The sequence below is a fragment of the Streptomyces sp. NPDC000878 genome (genome assembly GCF_053599695.1).
In genome coordinates, this window is sequence record NZ_JBSFMT010000039.1 from 1 (window position 1) to 14011 (window position 14011).

The 14011-nt window shown below is 70.0% G+C and carries 13 protein-coding genes; 10 read left to right on the plus strand and 3 right to left on the minus strand.

What is annotated here, in order from left to right; genetic code table 11:
• The first annotated feature begins 295 nt into the window (after positions 1-295).
• The 3 genes from ACWDR4_RS29335 (at position 296) to ACWDR4_RS29345 (ending at position 4302) form a co-directional block, all read left to right on the plus strand.
• A complete protein-coding gene (locus ACWDR4_RS29335) occupies positions 296-985 on the plus strand; it encodes a LuxR C-terminal-related transcriptional regulator (RefSeq protein ID WP_450413111.1) in 690 nt (229 codons plus the stop codon).
• Positions 986-1238: 253 nt separating this feature from the next.
• Positions 1239-3224: a 2-oxoacid:acceptor oxidoreductase subunit alpha gene (locus ACWDR4_RS29340; RefSeq protein ID WP_450413112.1), complete on the plus strand. Its 1986-nt coding sequence runs from the start codon at positions 1239-1241 to the stop codon at positions 3222-3224.
• A complete protein-coding gene (locus ACWDR4_RS29345; RefSeq protein ID WP_450413113.1) occupies positions 3217-4302 on the plus strand; it encodes a 2-oxoacid:ferredoxin oxidoreductase subunit beta in 1086 nt (361 codons plus the stop codon). The genes ACWDR4_RS29340 and ACWDR4_RS29345 overlap by 8 nt, the downstream gene beginning before the upstream one ends.
• 15 nt (positions 4303-4317) lie before the next feature.
• On the opposite strand, the gene ACWDR4_RS29350 is transcribed toward ACWDR4_RS29345, so the two are convergent.
• The gene (locus ACWDR4_RS29350) at positions 4318-4710 is read right to left on the minus strand and encodes a winged helix-turn-helix transcriptional regulator (protein ID WP_450413114.1); all 393 of its coding nucleotides are present in this window, start codon (positions 4708-4710) and stop codon (positions 4318-4320) included.
• A gap of 134 nt (positions 4711-4844) precedes the next feature.
• Between ACWDR4_RS29350 and ACWDR4_RS29355 the strand changes: the two genes are divergently transcribed.
• From ACWDR4_RS29355 to ACWDR4_RS29385, 7 genes are all read left to right on the plus strand, one after another.
• A complete protein-coding gene (locus ACWDR4_RS29355) occupies positions 4845-5696 on the plus strand; it encodes an NAD(P)H-binding protein (protein ID WP_450413115.1) in 852 nt (283 codons plus the stop codon).
• A gap of 212 nt (positions 5697-5908) precedes the next feature.
• Positions 5909-6937 carry an EamA family transporter RarD gene (gene rarD, locus ACWDR4_RS29360; RefSeq protein ID WP_450413116.1) on the plus strand — a complete coding sequence of 343 codons (1029 nt, stop codon included), beginning with the start codon at positions 5909-5911 and terminating at the stop codon, positions 6935-6937.
• 63 nt (positions 6938-7000) lie between these two features.
• Positions 7001-7498 (plus strand): VOC family protein, encoded by a 498-nt coding sequence (locus tag ACWDR4_RS29365; protein ID WP_450413117.1) that lies wholly within the window; start codon positions 7001-7003, stop codon positions 7496-7498.
• 195 nt (positions 7499-7693) lie between these two features.
• Positions 7694-8668: a M28 family metallopeptidase gene (locus ACWDR4_RS29370; protein WP_450413118.1), complete on the plus strand. Its 975-nt coding sequence runs from the start codon at positions 7694-7696 to the stop codon at positions 8666-8668.
• A 93-nt stretch (positions 8669-8761) separates the two neighbouring features.
• Positions 8762-10174 carry a hypothetical protein gene (locus ACWDR4_RS29375; RefSeq protein WP_450413119.1) on the plus strand — a complete coding sequence of 471 codons (1413 nt, stop codon included), beginning with the start codon at positions 8762-8764 and terminating at the stop codon, positions 10172-10174.
• Positions 10171-11409 (plus strand): amidase family protein, encoded by a 1239-nt coding sequence (locus ACWDR4_RS29380; RefSeq protein WP_450413120.1) that lies wholly within the window; start codon positions 10171-10173, stop codon positions 11407-11409. The genes ACWDR4_RS29375 and ACWDR4_RS29380 overlap by 4 nt, the downstream gene beginning before the upstream one ends.
• Positions 11410-11546: 137 nt before the next feature.
• Positions 11547-12092 (plus strand): flavodoxin family protein, encoded by a 546-nt coding sequence (locus ACWDR4_RS29385; RefSeq protein ID WP_450413121.1) that lies wholly within the window; start codon positions 11547-11549, stop codon positions 12090-12092.
• 28 nt (positions 12093-12120) lie between these two features.
• On the opposite strand, the gene ACWDR4_RS29390 is transcribed toward ACWDR4_RS29385, so the two are convergent.
• Both ACWDR4_RS29390 and ACWDR4_RS29395 read right to left on the minus strand, forming a co-directional pair.
• Positions 12121-13032: an ABC transporter permease gene (locus ACWDR4_RS29390; RefSeq protein ID WP_450413122.1), complete on the minus strand. Its 912-nt coding sequence runs from the start codon at positions 13030-13032 to the stop codon at positions 12121-12123.
• Positions 13019-14008: an ABC transporter ATP-binding protein gene (locus ACWDR4_RS29395; protein ID WP_450413123.1), complete on the minus strand. Its 990-nt coding sequence runs from the start codon at positions 14006-14008 to the stop codon at positions 13019-13021. Before ACWDR4_RS29395 ends, ACWDR4_RS29390 begins: the two co-directional genes overlap by 14 nt.
• Between the last annotated feature and the right edge of the window lie 3 nt (positions 14009-14011).

Genomic DNA, 14011 nt, shown 5'->3' on the forward strand with positions numbered 1-14011 from the left:
GCCGCGGCCCACACCGGCTGGGGGGGTTTTTGGGGGGGGGGGGGTTTTTGGGGGGGGGGGGGGGGGGGGGGGGCCAAAAAGGGTGGGCTGAACGGGCCTTGTCCTCGAACGCCGGCCTCGGGCATCTCCAGCCCGTCCGGCGTTTGAGGACAAGACCCGTTCAGGGCCGTAGCGGGGGTTCGGGGGCGGCGGGGGCGATAACACCGTCCGGGCCGTAGGAAACCCCTCGACAACGGCCCCCTCCTCGTCCGAATACTGGGATGCTGGAGCCTGGTGTTCGGACGGGGTACGGGGTATGGGGGCCGGGGAAATCGTGAAGGACAGGGTGCGGGTGGTCATCGCCGAGGATTCAGTGCTGCTTCGGGAGGGCCTGACCCGGTTGTTGACCGACCGTGGGCATGACGTCGTCGCCGGTGTGGGTGACGGGGTCGCGCTGATCAAGACCATTACCGAGCTGGCCGCGCAGGACGAGCTGCCGGACGTCGTCGTCGCGGATGTGCGGATGCCGCCCACGCATACCGACGAAGGGGTCCGGGCCGCCGTACAGCTGCGGAAATCGCATCCGGAACTCGGTGTGCTCGTGCTGTCGCAGTACGTCGAGGAGCGGTACGCGACCGAGCTGCTCGCCGGGTCCAGTCGCGGCGTCGGGTATCTGCTGAAGGACCGGGTCGCCGAGGTGCGGGAGTTCGTGGACGCGGTGGTGCGGGTGGCCCAGGGGGGTACTGCGCTCGATCCCGAGGTGGTGGCCCAGTTGCTGGGCCGCAGCCGTAAGCAGCACGTGCTCGCGGGGCTCACGCCCCGGGAGCGCGAGGTGCTGGGGCTCATGGCGGAGGGCAGGACCAATTCGGCCATCGCGCGGCAGCTCGTTGTGAGTGACGGTGCCGTCGAGAAGCACGTCAGCAATATTTTCCTGAAGCTGGGGCTCTCTCCGAGCGATGGTGACCATCGGCGTGTTCTGGCCGTTCTGACCTACCTCAATTCCTGACCATCTGACAGACCGTCAGCATCCCGCAACAGGCACTCGGTCGGCGGCAGAACCACAGACCCGGCCGGGAGCGTCTACCGAGTCAGCGCCGCGGGGCAGGAAATCATGACAAGTCAGGGCGTCGAACCGTCTCAAAATGGCGTCCATCATGCGATCGGTCCAGGGAAGGCGACCCTTACCGACGTACTGTTGATCCTGGGAAGGTCCGCGGGAGGACCGCCCCAGGCCGCCGCCTCGAAGGAGGTCCAGTTCAGTGACCAGCCAGGTCAGCAGTCCAGCGGACAGTTCAGCGGAAAGTTCGGCTAACGGTTCGACGGAGAAGGCCGGCTCAGACGTCGGAGCCGTCGGATCCGTCGTGGGAGAACAGCGCAACCCGGCCGCCGTAAAGGACGTACGCCGCCTCGATCGGGTGATTATTCGGTTCGCGGGGGACTCCGGGGACGGCATGCAGCTCACGGGGGACCGCTTCACCTCCGAGACCGCGTCCTTCGGGAACGATCTGTCCACTCTGCCGAACTTCCCCGCCGAGATCCGAGCGCCCGCAGGAACCCTGCCGGGCGTTTCTTCGTTCCAGCTGCATTTCGCCGACCACGACATCCTCACGCCCGGGGACGCGCCCAATGTGCTCGTCGCGATGAATCCGGCCGCGCTGAAGGCGAACATCGCCGATGTGCCGCGCGGCGCCGAGATCATCGTCAACACTGACGAGTTCACCAAGCGGGCCATGCAGAAGGTCGGGTACGCGGCCAATCCACTGGAGGACGGCTCGCTCGACGGGTACAGCATGCATCCGGTGCCGCTGACCACCCTCACCGTCGAGGCGCTCAAGGACTTCGCCCTCTCCCGCAAGGAGGCCGAGCGCAGCAAGAACATGTTCGCGCTGGGACTGTTGAGCTGGATGTACCACCGGCCGACCGAGGGCACCGAGAAGTTCCTGGCCACCAAGTTCGCCAAGAAGCCCGAGATCGCCGCCGCCAACCTCGCCGCGTTCAGGGCCGGTTGGAACTTCGGGGAGACGACGGAGGACTTCGCCGTCTCGTACGAGGTCGCGCCCGCGTCCGCCGCGTTCCCCACCGGGACCTATCGCAACATCTCCGGGAACCTGGCTCTGTCGTACGGGCTCATCGCCGCCGGTCAACAGGCCGATCTGCCACTGTACTTGGGGTCGTACCCGATCACGCCGGCCTCGGACATCCTGCACGAGCTGAGCAGGCACAAGAACTTCGGGGTCCGGACCTTCCAGGCCGAAGACGAAATCGCCGGTATCGGGGCCGCGTTGGGCGCCGCGTTCGGCGGGTCGCTGGCCGTCACCACCACCTCCGGACCCGGTGTGGCGCTGAAGTCCGAGACCATCGGGCTGGCCGTTTCGATGGAACTGCCGTTGCTGGTCATCGACATCCAGCGCGGCGGGCCCTCCACCGGGCTGCCGACCAAGACCGAGCAGGCCGATCTCCTCCAGGCCATGTTCGGGCGCAACGGCGAGGCCCCGGTGCCGATCGTGGCCCCGTGCACACCCGCCGACTGCTTCGACGCCGCCATCGAGGCCGCCCGTATCGCCCTCGCCTACCGCACCCCCGTCTTCCTGCTCTCCGACGGGTATCTCGCCAACGGCTCCGAGCCCTGGCGCATCCCCGAGGTCGACGAACTGCCCGATCTGCGCGTGCGGTTCGCCCAGGGTCCCAACCACACCCTCGACGACGGCACCGAGGTCTTCTGGCCGTACAAGCGGGACCCGCAGACGCTCGCCCGCCCCTGGGCCATTCCCGGCACCCCCGGCCTCGAACACCGCATCGGTGGCATCGAGAAGCAGGACGGCACGGGCAACATCTCCTACGACCCCGCCAACCACGACCTGATGGTCCGTACCCGTCAGGCCAAGATCGACGGCATCGACGTACCGGATCTCGAAGTCGACGAACCGTCGGGCGCCGCCAACACCCTTGTGCTGGGCTGGGGTTCCACCTACGGGCCGATCACCGCGGCCGTACGGCGGCTGCGGGCGGCCGGGCAGCCGATCGCGCAGGCCCATCTGCGCCACCTCAACCCCTTCCCGCGCAATCTCGGTGAGGTGCTGAGGCGTTACGACCGGGTCGTGATCCCCGAGATGAACCTCGGCCAGCTCGCCACGCTGATCCGGGCGAAGTACCTGGTGGACGCCCACTCGTACAACCAGGTCAACGGTATGCCGTTCAAGGCCGAACAGCTCGCCACGGCTCTCAAGGAGGCCATCGATGGCTGAGACGTCCACGGAAGGCTCCGGTACCGGCACGATCGAGGCACTCACTCTGGTGCCCAAGGCCGAGGCCAGGCAGTCCATGAAGGACTTCAAGTCCGACCAGGAAGTGCGCTGGTGCCCCGGCTGCGGGGACTACGCGGTCCTCGCCGCCGTACAGGGCTTCATGCCCGAACTCGGGCTGGCGAAGGAGAACATCGTCTTCGTCTCCGGGATCGGGTGCTCCTCCCGGTTCCCGTACTACATGAACACGTACGGGATGCACTCCATCCACGGTCGCGCCCCCGCCATCGCCAGCGGGCTCGCCTCCAGCCGGCGGGACCTGTCCGTCTGGGTGGTCACCGGTGACGGCGACGCGCTCTCCATCGGCGGCAACCATCTGATCCACGCCCTGCGGCGCAACGTCAACCTCAAGATCCTGCTCTTCAACAACCGGATCTACGGGCTGACCAAGGGTCAGTACTCGCCGACGAGCGAGGTCGGCAAGATCACCAAGTCGACGCCGATGGGTTCGCTGGACGCGCCCTTCAACCCGGTGTCGCTGGCGATCGGCGCCGAGGCGTCCTTCGTCGCCCGGACCGTCGACTCCGACCGCAAACACCTCACGAGCGTGCTGCGCGAGGCCGCCGCCCACCCCGGTACCGCGCTCGTCGAGATCTACCAGAACTGCAACATCTTCAACGACGGCGCCTTCGAGGTGCTGAAGGACAAGCAGCAGGCCGAGGAGGCGGTGATCCGGCTGGAGCACGGGCAGCCGATCCGGTTCGGCGCCGACGGCGCCAAGGGTGTCGTACGGGACCGGGCGACCGGCGATCTGAAGGTGGTCGCCGTCACCGCCGACAACGAGGGCGACGTGCTCGTGCACGACGCGCACTCCGCGTCGCCGACCACGGCCTTCGCGCTCTCCCGGCTCGCCGACCCGGACACCCTGCACCACACGCCCATCGGCGTCTTCCGCTCGGTCGACCGGCCCGTGTACGACACACAGATGGCCGAGCAGCTCGACACCGCGATCGTCCAGAACGGCAAGGGCGACCTCGGCGCGCTGCTCGCGGGCGGGGACACCTGGACCGTCGTCGGCTGACCTCTTGGCGAGCGACTACGAGGCCCGGGCCTTTTCGGCCCGGGCCTCGTCGTACGCCTCGCGGGCGCGGGCCACGTCCGGCATACGGTCCTTCGTCCAGACGGCCAGGGCACGGACCTGGGCGGCGGCCTCGCGGCCGAGGTCGGTGAGCGAGTAGTCGACGCGGGGCGGGATGACCGGCTTCGCGTCCCGGTGGACCATGCCGTCGCGCTCCAGCGTCTGGAGGGTCTGCGTCAGCATCTTCTCGCTGACCCCGCCGATGGCCCGGCGCAGCTCGCTGAAGCGGTACGGGCGCTCCAGCAGCTCCATGAGGACGAGCACACCCCAGCGGCTGGTGACGTGCTCCAGGACCAGGCGGTACGGACACCTGCCCTCGGCGTCGGCCACCGTCCCGCGCCCCTCGCTCACCGCCGTACTTACTGTCGTACCGACTGCCGCACTTACTGTCATGTAAGTACCTTACTTGAAAGTGGGTACTTTCCAAGAGTTAGCGCTTCTCCTAGGGTTAGTGCCAGCCCGCATCGCACAAGGAGATACGCATCATGAGCATCGTCGTCACCGGAGCCACCGGCCACCTCGGTCGTCACGTCGTCGAGCAGCTGCTGGAGAAGGTTCCGGCCGACCAGATCACCGCGGTCGTGCGCGACGCGGAGAAGGCGTCCGGCTTCGCGGCCCGCGGCGTGAAGATCGCCGTCGCGAACTACAACGAGCCCGAGACCTTCGACGGTGTCATAGCCGCCGGTGACAAGGTGCTGCTCATCTCCGGCAACGAGTTCGACAAGGGCCGCGTCGGCCAGCACAAGGTCGTCCTCGACGCCGCCAAGGCCGCGGGCGCCGCGCTGCTCGCGTACACCAGCGCCCCGGGCACCCTGACCGCCACGCTCGCCGACGACCACAAGGGCACCGAGGCCGCGATCCTCGAGTCCGGCGTCCCCTACTCGCTGCTGCGCAACGGCTGGTACAACGAGAACTACACCGAGCAGCTCGCCGTCGCCCTCGAGCACGGCGTCACCCAGGCCGCCGGCGAGGGCAAGGTCGCCTCGGCCGCGCGCGCCGACTACGCCGCCGCCGCTGTCGCGGTGCTGACCGGCGAGGGCCACGAGAACTCGACGTACGAGCTGAGCGGCGACACGGCGTGGACCTTCGCCGAGTACGCCGCCGAGGTGTCCAAGCAGTCCGGCAAGGACGTCCCCTACAACGCGGTCCCCGTCGAGGTCTTCATCGGCATCCTGACCGGCGCCGGTCTGCCCGAGGGCTTCGCCGCGATCCTCGCGGGCGTGGACGCGGCCATCGAGCAGGGCCAGCTGGCCGGCACCCCGGGCGACCTGTCCCGCCTGACCGGCCGCCCGACCACGCCGATCGCCGAGTCGATCGCCGCCGCGCTCAAGGGCTGACCCGCACAACAAAGCAAGGCTGACCCCTGGAACACCTAGGGGCCGGCCCCAGAGCCCTCAGGGGCGCGCACTCCCCCGTAGCGCCCCTGAGGATGCCACCCCCGGCTGTCATGACCGTATCGCGATACGAGCATGACAGCCGGGGGTGCTCGGCGTTACCGTCAGGGACGCGCATCCATATGCTGATGTGCTGATACGAGGGGGAGGCACCGGTGGCCGGGAAGCCCACGAGCGAGCAGCGCAAAGGCCTGCTGAACGGCTTCGCGGCATACGGGATGTGGGGCCTCGTCCCGCTCTTCTGGCCGCTGCTGAAGCCGGCCGGGGCGGTCGAGATCCTGGCCCACCGGATGGTGTGGTCCCTCGCCGTCGTCGGCCTCGCACTGCTGGCGCTGCGCCGCTGGGCCTGGGCGGGCGAACTGCTGCGGCAACCGCGCCGGCTGGCACTGATCACGGTCGCCGCGGCGCTCATCACGGTCAACTGGGGCGTCTACATCTGGGCCGTGAACACCGGGCACGTGGTCGAGGCCTCGCTCGGCTACTTCATCAACCCGCTCGTCACCATCGCCATGGGCGTGATCCTGCTGAAGGAACGGCTGCGGCCGGTGCAGTGGACGGCGGTCGGCGTGTGCCTCGCCGCCGTACTCGTCCTGACGATCGGATACGGCCGGCCGCCCTGGATCTCCCTCTGCCTGGCCTTCTCCTTCGCCACGTACGGCCTGGTGAAGAAGAAGGTCAACCTGGGCGGGGTCGAATCCCTGGCCGCCGAGACCGCGGTCCAGTTCCTGCCCGCGCTGGCCTATCTGCTGTGGCTGGGCAGCCGGGGCGAGGCGGTCTTCGGCACGGAGGGCGCCGGACACGCGGCCCTCCTCGCGGCGACCGGCATCGTGACCGCCCTCCCGCTGGTCTGCTTCGGCGCGGCGGCGATCCGGGTGCCCCTGTCGACCCTGGGCCTCCTCCAGTACCTGGCCCCCGTCTTCCAGTTCCTCCTCGGCATCTTCTACTTCCACGAGGCCATGCCCCCGGAACGCTGGGCCGGCTTCGCACTGGTGTGGCTGGCGCTCGCGCTGCTGACGTGGGACGCGCTGCGGGCCGCTCGGCGGGGTGCGCGTGCGCTCAGGGCGGGGGCCGAGGCGATCCCCTCTCCCCGGACGACGGAAGCCACGCAGGAAGCCACGCAGGAAGCTGCTCAGGACGCCGCACGGGACGCCGCACGGGACGTCACGCAGGACGTACGCCGCTGAACACGCAGGGCGTACGCCGCTGAAGCGGGGCGTTGTCAGTGCGGCACGTTATAAGTGGATTCCATGACGCAGACGCCCGCACAGCCCGGCTCCGCCCCCGTCCCCGATCCCACCCCGGTCCACTGGAAACTGGTCGTCGACTGCACGGACCCGCACGCGCAGGCCGGTTTCTGGGGTGCCGCGCTCGCGTACGCCGTCGAGGACCACAGTGCGCTGGTCGAGCGGCTGCTGGGCATCGGTGCCGTGCCGGCCGAGCTGACCGTCGAGGTGGGTGGCCGGCGTGGCTGGCGGGACCTGGCCGCCGTACGGCATCCCGGTGATCCGTACGAGGAGGAGAGCGGGACCGGGCTCGGGCGGCGGCTGCTGTTCCAGCGTGTGCCGGAGCCGAAGACGGGCAAGAACCGGCTCCACCTCGATCTGCACCCGGGCCCGGACCGGCGCGCGGCCGAGGTCGAGCGGCTGACGGGGCTGGGCGCGAGCGTGCTGCGGGAGGTGCGGGAGATGGGCGGTACGTGGGTGGTGATGACGGACCCGGAGGGCAACGAGTTCTGCGTGCACTGAGGCCCAGCAGTCGCCCGGGCGTTGCGTGCGCATGAACATGCCCGCGATCATGCATTGGTCATGTCCATGTTCATCCGATATGCGAACTCCCTGTCCAGATAGCGCTCTTGACGAACAGTTGGCCAGAGCTTCACCATCCAGGCACCTATCCGCTGTGGAATCCCTGTGATTCCCAAGGAATTCGGAGCCCCCCACATGAAGCTCTCGGTTCCCGGACGCGCCACAGCCACCGCTGTGGCCGTCACCGTGCTCGCCACCACCGCGCTCCTCACCACGAGTACGGTCGCAGGCGCGGCCCCCGCCCCCGACTCCGCGCCGGCCGTCAGACTCGCCGCCGCGCCCGACCTGCCCCTGGCCAACGTCAAGGCGCATCTGACCCAGTTGCAGTCCATAGCCACCGCCAACGGCGGCAACCGGGCGCACGGCAGGACCGGTTACCGTGCCTCGCTCGACTACGTGAAGGCCAAGCTGGACGCGGCCGGGTTCACCACGACCATCCAGCAGTTCACCGCGTCCAGCCGTACCGGTTACAACCTGATCGCCGACTGGCCCGGCGGCGACCCCGAGCAGGTGATCATGGCGGGCTCACACCTCGACAGTGTCACCTCCGGCGCCGGCATCAACGACAACGGCAGTGGCTCGGCCGCCGTCCTGGAGATCGCGCTCGCCGTCTCCCGCGCCCAGTACCAGCCCACCAAGCATCTGAGATTCGCCTGGTGGGGAGCGGAGGAGCTGGGCCTGGTCGGGTCCCGGTACTACGTCACCAACCTCTCCGCCGCGAACCGCGCGCGCATCGACGGCTATCTGAACTTCGACATGATCGGCTCGCCGAACCCCGGCTACTTCGTCTACGACGACGACCCGACCATCGAACAGACCTTCAAGGACTACTACGCCACCCTCGGCGTCCCGACCGAGATCGAGACCGAGGGCGACGGCCGTTCCGACCACGCGCCCTTCAAGAACGTGGGCGTCCCCGTCGGCGGTCTGTTCACCGGCGCCAGCAACACCAAGTCGGCGGCGCAGGCGGCCAAGTGGGGCGGTACGTCGGGCCAGGCGTTCGACCGCTGCTACCACTCGTCCTGCGACACGACGGCCAACATCAACGACACCGCCCTGGACCGCAACAGTGACGCCGCCGCCTACGCGGTGTGGGAGTTGTCGGAGTAGCGCGCAGTCCGTGGTCCAACTCCCCCGTACCGGACCGGCGATGGCATCGTACGGATGCCAAGATCGGTAGTTCGGTACGGGGGAGGAACATTCATGCGCAGTGCGCGTACGAGAGTGCTGGCGGCCGTGGTGGCGGGGCTGGTCCTCGCCGGGTGCGCCGGGTGCGGTGGATCGGCGCGGCCCGAGAAGGCAGCCGGTGCGAGTGAACCCGCGGGTGGCGGTCGATCGGGCGGCTCGCTCGCCGGGTTGACCGTCCCCGCCGGCTACGACGCCGGTCGCGGCTGGGACCAGGAACTGGGCTGGGTCGAGGAGGGCACCGAGACCGCGCCCGTCGCACCCGGCTCCGGCACCGTCGCGTACGTGGTCGCCGACCAGGCCGAGATGTACGTCCAGGTACGCAGGGCCACGACGGGCAAGGTGCTGTGGACCAGCGCCGCCTGGACCCCGCCGGGGTCCCTCGACGACTCCGCGGGCTACGACCCCGCCCTCACCGCACCCGCTTCGGTGATCGCCGTGAGCGCGGGCGGGCGCGAGTACTTCGTCGCGTGGGCGCACGGGCTGGCCGGCCGGGACGAACTGCACGACGGCAAGGAGATCGTCCAGGCCGAGGTGTACGCGGCCGACGCCTCCGGGAACGCGGTCGCGCCGCTGCGCAGCATCGACGTCCCGGTCGAGGCCGACGACGGCACCGTCCAGGGCGAGGCCGTGGTCCGTGACGGCGGCGCGGGCCGGGCCCTCGTCGGCTGGGCGGACGGCCATGTCGGCCACGCCGTGGCGATCGACGTCACGAGCGGCAGGGTCACGACGTACGACGCCGCGGGCACTGTCGTCGGGATGAGCACACGGGGGCCCGTCGCGAACTCCTACAACGGCGGATTCGGCGTGTTCAACGGCTGGTTCAGCACGGATGTGACCCCCGAGGGCACGGCCGCCGAACCGTCCGCCGGCTTCGGCGCCGCCCTGCTCAACGGCACCGCCCAGACGGTCGCCGACGGCAAGATCCTCGCCTCCTGGACGCCCTCCGGGGGCGGCAACGCGGACGGCAGCGAGGAGACTGTACGGACCGTGCACGACGTCGCGACCGGCAAGGTGCTGCTGCGCGCCGAGTGCCGCGACCGCGCGCTCACGCAGATATTCGACACGGACGACACCGTCCTCGGCGACAGCGTCCTGACCTCCGTCTCCCCCAACGGCCGCTATCTCTCGTACGGTTGGATGCTCTTCGACCTCCAGAAGGGCTCCGTGGCCTGTCTCGCCAAGGGCGCGGGCGGGAACGAGGGCCGCAAGGACATGCTGATCGACTCCGTGCGCGACGACGGCACGGCGTACGGCACCGTCGCGGGCTCGGACCCGCGCGTCGCCGTCGAGATCCCGGCCTCGACGGGCACCCCGAAGGCCCTGCCGACCGGCACGGAGACACCCGCGTACACGCCCGTCGGCGCCGGCGTCTTCCTCACCTGGATCGAGGGCGGCGGGATTCGGGTCTCGGGGCGCATGGAGAGGTGAACCTCCCGGTTGCGGAGATCGCCGCCGCCGTACGGGCGCGGGACGTGACCGCCGTCGAGGTCGTCACCGTCGCGCTCGCGCGGATCGCCGCCGTGGAACCGGAGTTGTGCGCGTTCCGGGAGGTGTGGGGCGAGGCGGCGGTACGGCGGGCGCGCGAGGTCGACAGGCGGGTCGCCGCGGGTGAGCGGCTGCCGCTCGCGGGCGTTCCGCTCGCGGTGAAGGGGCGGTACGGGGAGCGGGCGGCGGACGCGGTACGGCTGATCGCCGCCGGGTGTGTGCCGGTGGGCGCCACGTCCGTACCCGCGCCCGGGCCCGGAACTCCTTGGCAGACATGGGGACTCGGGGCCGGTGGCCGGACGGTCAACCCATGGCGGGCGGACCGGGTTCCGGGCGGTTCGTCGGCGGGGGCCGCGGCGGCGGTGGCGGCGGGCCTGGTCCCTCTCGCGACCGGCGCGGACGGCGCCGGGTCCGTACGCATCCCGGCCGCCTGGTGCGGAGTGTTCGGCCTCAAGTCGACGAACGGCCGCCTGCCGCATCCCGACCGGACGGGGCTGAGCGCAGTGGGGGCGGTGGCTCGGCGGGCGGTTGACCTGGGGACGTACTGGCGGTGCGTGACGGAGGAGGGGGATGACCAGGAGTGCGTACGGCGTCCGCTCACCGCCCTCTGGTCCGACTCCCTCGGCTTCGCCCGCGCCGATCCCGGGCAGGCCCGCGTCGCGCACGGGGCCGCGCTGCGGCTCGACGGTGCCGGGGTCGTACGGCTGCTGCCGACGGACGATGCCTTCGTACACCTCGACGATCCGGGGCCGGCCTGGCTGGCGTTGCGGACGCCGGGGGCGGATGCGGGTGCGGGTGGGGGTGGAGACGCGGGTGGGATTGGGGGTACGGGTGGGGGCGCGAGTGCGGGTGGCGGTACCGCGGCGGCGTACCGCCTGCGTGCGCTCAACGACCGGCGGCTTGCGGAGCTGTTCACCCGGGCCGACCTGCTCCTGACCCCCACGACCCCGAATCCGCCTCATGGCCACGAGGGCCCGGGCGACCGGTACTCGACCGCGCTCACCTGGGCGTTCAACCTCAGCGGGCATCCGGCGGCGAGCATCCCGGCGGGCTTCGGCCCGGACGGCTGCCCGGTCGGACTCCAGGTGGTGGCCCGGCACGGCGAGGAGCAGGTGCTGCTGCGGGTCATGGCGGAGGCGGAGGAACGGGCGGGGCTGCGGGCACCCGAGGTGCGGTAGCGGCTGGGCTGGGCTGGGCTGGGCTGGGCTGGGCTGGGCTGGGCTGGGCAGATGTTAATGCGTGCGCATATACTTCGTACGCATGTAATCGCCGTACGCGCCACACCCGCCGTACGCCAACCGCATCGGGGGCCGACATGAACCGCAGCTTCCTCTTCCTCCTCGGCAGCAGCCGTACCGACGGCAACACCGAGGCGCTCGCCCGCCGGGCCGCCGAACAACTGCCCGCCGATGTCGAGCAGCGCTGGCTGAGCCTCGCCGAGCATCCGCTGCCCGACTTCGAGGATCTGCGCCATGACGCGGACCACGTCCGGCCGACCGGAAACAACGCCGGCCTCCTGCTCGACGCCACGCTCGCGGCCTCGGACATCGTGATCGTCTCGCCGCTGTACTGGTACTCGGTGTCCGCCCCCGTCAAGCGCTACCTCGATTACTGGTCGGGCTGGCTGCGCACCCCCGGCCTGGACTTCAAGGCCACCCTCGCCGGACGCACCCTGTGGGGCGTCACCGTCCTCGCGGACCCGGACCCGAAGCTCGCCGACCCGCTGGTCGGCACGCTCCACAACACGGCCGCGTACATGGGGATGCGGTTCGGCGGGGTGCTGCTCGGCAACGGGAGCAAGCCCGGTGACGTACTGAACGACACCGACGCGCTCACCCGCGCGAAGACGTTCTTCAAATAGTTCGAGGAAGGGGAAGGGGAAGGGAAGTTCAGGCAGTGATGTCCCTCGTCGTGAACCGCGCCCAGGCCGCCGCGCCGAACACCGCCGCGTACACGGCCTGGATGCCGAGGTTCTTCACCAGGTCGTCCCAGTAGACCGGTTCGCGCATGAGGTCGGCGAAGGACAGCCAGTAGTGGGAGAAGAAGTACGGCTGGAGCGCGTGCAGTTGGGGTATCTGGTCGAGGATCTGGACGGTGATGAGCAGTCCGACGGTCGTCGCCATCGCCGCGATGCCGCTGCTCGTCAGGGTCGAGATGAACAGACCGAGCGCCGCCACCCCGATCAGTGACGCGGCGACGACCAGCGCGATCAGCAGCGCCCGCCCCAATCCCTCCGTGAAGCTGATGCTCGTACCGGAAATCGTCGTCAGATCGCCGAGCGGGAAGAGGAGTGCGCCCACTGTGAGCGCCGATATCGCCACCACCAGCGTCGCGACCAGGCAGAACGTCAGTGTGGTCGCGTACTTGGTGAGGAGCAGGCGGGTGCGGCCGGCCGGGGCGACCAGCAGATAGCGGAGGGTGCCCGCGCTCGCCTCGCCGGCTATCGCGTCGCCCGCGATGACGCCGATGGCCATCGGGAGGAAGAAGGGGAGGGTTGCGGCCAGGGCCGTGAACACCAGGAAGAGGCCGTTGTTGGTGATCTGCGAGATGAAGGCGGGGCCGCCTCCGGCGGGGCCAGCCGAGGAACCGTCACCTGTCTCGATCTTGACCGCTATGCCGACGAGGATCGGTACCGCCGCCAGTACACCGAGCAGCGCGAGGGTGCGCCAGCGGCGGAAGGTGGTGAGTAGTTCGTTGCGGAAGAGGGTGCCGAGGAAGGTCGTTCGGCGGCTGACGGTTAGTTGTGGCTTGTCGCGCAGTTCCCCGCGCCCCTTGGGGGCGCTCGTCTCAACCTGCGACATCGAAGCCCTCCCCCGTCAGCGCCACGAACGCGTCTTCCAGCGACGCCCGTTCAATACCGAATCCCCGGACGCGGACGCCCGCTCCGACCAACGCGGCGTTCAGATCGGCCAGTTCGCGGTCTCCGTCCGGCACCTCGCAGGTCACCCGGTCATCGGTCACGACCACGTCGCCGACCCCCTGCTCCTTCAGCACTCGCGCCGCGTCCGCCGTATCCGGTGTCGTCACGACGAGGCGTCTGCGGGTCCCGGCGGCCAGCTCCGTCACCGAGCCCTGGGTGATGAGCCGCCCTTGTGCCATCACCGCCGCGTGCGTACAGACCTGCTCGATCTCGTCGAGGAGGTGGGAGGAGAGGAAGACGGTGGTGCCCTCGGAGGCCAACTCCCGTACCAGGGAACGGATTTCGCGCATGCCCTGCGGGTCGAGCCCGTTGGTCGGCTCGTCGAGGACGAGCAGCCAGCGTGGCTGGAGCAGCGCCGCCGCGAGCCCGAGCCGCTGCTTCATGCCCAGCGAGTACGCCTTCGCCTTCTTGCCGGCGGCGGCCGTGAGGCCCACCCGGTCCAGCGCGTGCGCGACGCGCGTACGCCGGGTGCGCGGATCGGCGGTCGGGTCGGCGGCGTCGTAGCGTACGAGGTTGTCGCGGCCCGAGAGGAAGCCGTACAGCGCGGGCCCCTCGATGAGCGCGCCGACGTGCGGCAGCACGGCGCGGGTGGCGCGGGGCATCGGCCGCCCCAGCACCCGCGCCGTCCCCGACGTCGGCTCGATCAGGCCCATCAGCATGCGGATGGTGGTCGTCTTGCCGGAGCCGTTCGGCCCGAGGAAACCGAAGACGCTGCCCGCCGGGACGGTGAGGTCGAGAGCGTCGACGGCCAACTGCCCGCCACGGAAGCGCTTGGTGAGGGCACGGGTGACGATGACCGCGTCATCGTCCCGGCTCACCTCTTCCTGCTCCGGCTCCGCGGCGGACGGTTCCTCCATGGG

Excerpts from the sequence above, each read along its gene's own strand:
- ACWDR4_RS29345 (WP_450413113.1), top strand. The coding sequence starts at position 3,217 with ATGGCTGAGACGTCCACGGAAGGCTCCGGTACCGGCACGATCGAGGCA.
- ACWDR4_RS29385 (WP_450413121.1), top strand. The coding sequence starts at position 11,547 with ATGAACCGCAGCTTCCTCTTCCTCCTCGGCAGCAGCCGTACCGACGGC.
- ACWDR4_RS29370 (WP_450413118.1), top strand. The coding sequence starts at position 7,694 with ATGAAGCTCTCGGTTCCCGGACGCGCCACAGCCACCGCTGTGGCCGTC.
- ACWDR4_RS29390 (WP_450413122.1), bottom strand. The coding sequence starts at position 13,032 with ATGTCGCAGGTTGAGACGAGCGCCCCCAAGGGGCGCGGGGAACTGCGC.
- ACWDR4_RS29365 (WP_450413117.1), top strand. The coding sequence starts at position 7,001 with ATGACGCAGACGCCCGCACAGCCCGGCTCCGCCCCCGTCCCCGATCCC.
- ACWDR4_RS29335 (WP_450413111.1), top strand. The coding sequence starts at position 296 with ATGGGGGCCGGGGAAATCGTGAAGGACAGGGTGCGGGTGGTCATCGCC.
- ACWDR4_RS29375 (WP_450413119.1), top strand. The coding sequence starts at position 8,762 with ATGCGCAGTGCGCGTACGAGAGTGCTGGCGGCCGTGGTGGCGGGGCTG.
- ACWDR4_RS29395 (WP_450413123.1), bottom strand. The coding sequence starts at position 14,008 with ATGGAGGAACCGTCCGCCGCGGAGCCGGAGCAGGAAGAGGTGAGCCGG.
- ACWDR4_RS29355 (WP_450413115.1), top strand. The coding sequence starts at position 4,845 with ATGAGCATCGTCGTCACCGGAGCCACCGGCCACCTCGGTCGTCACGTC.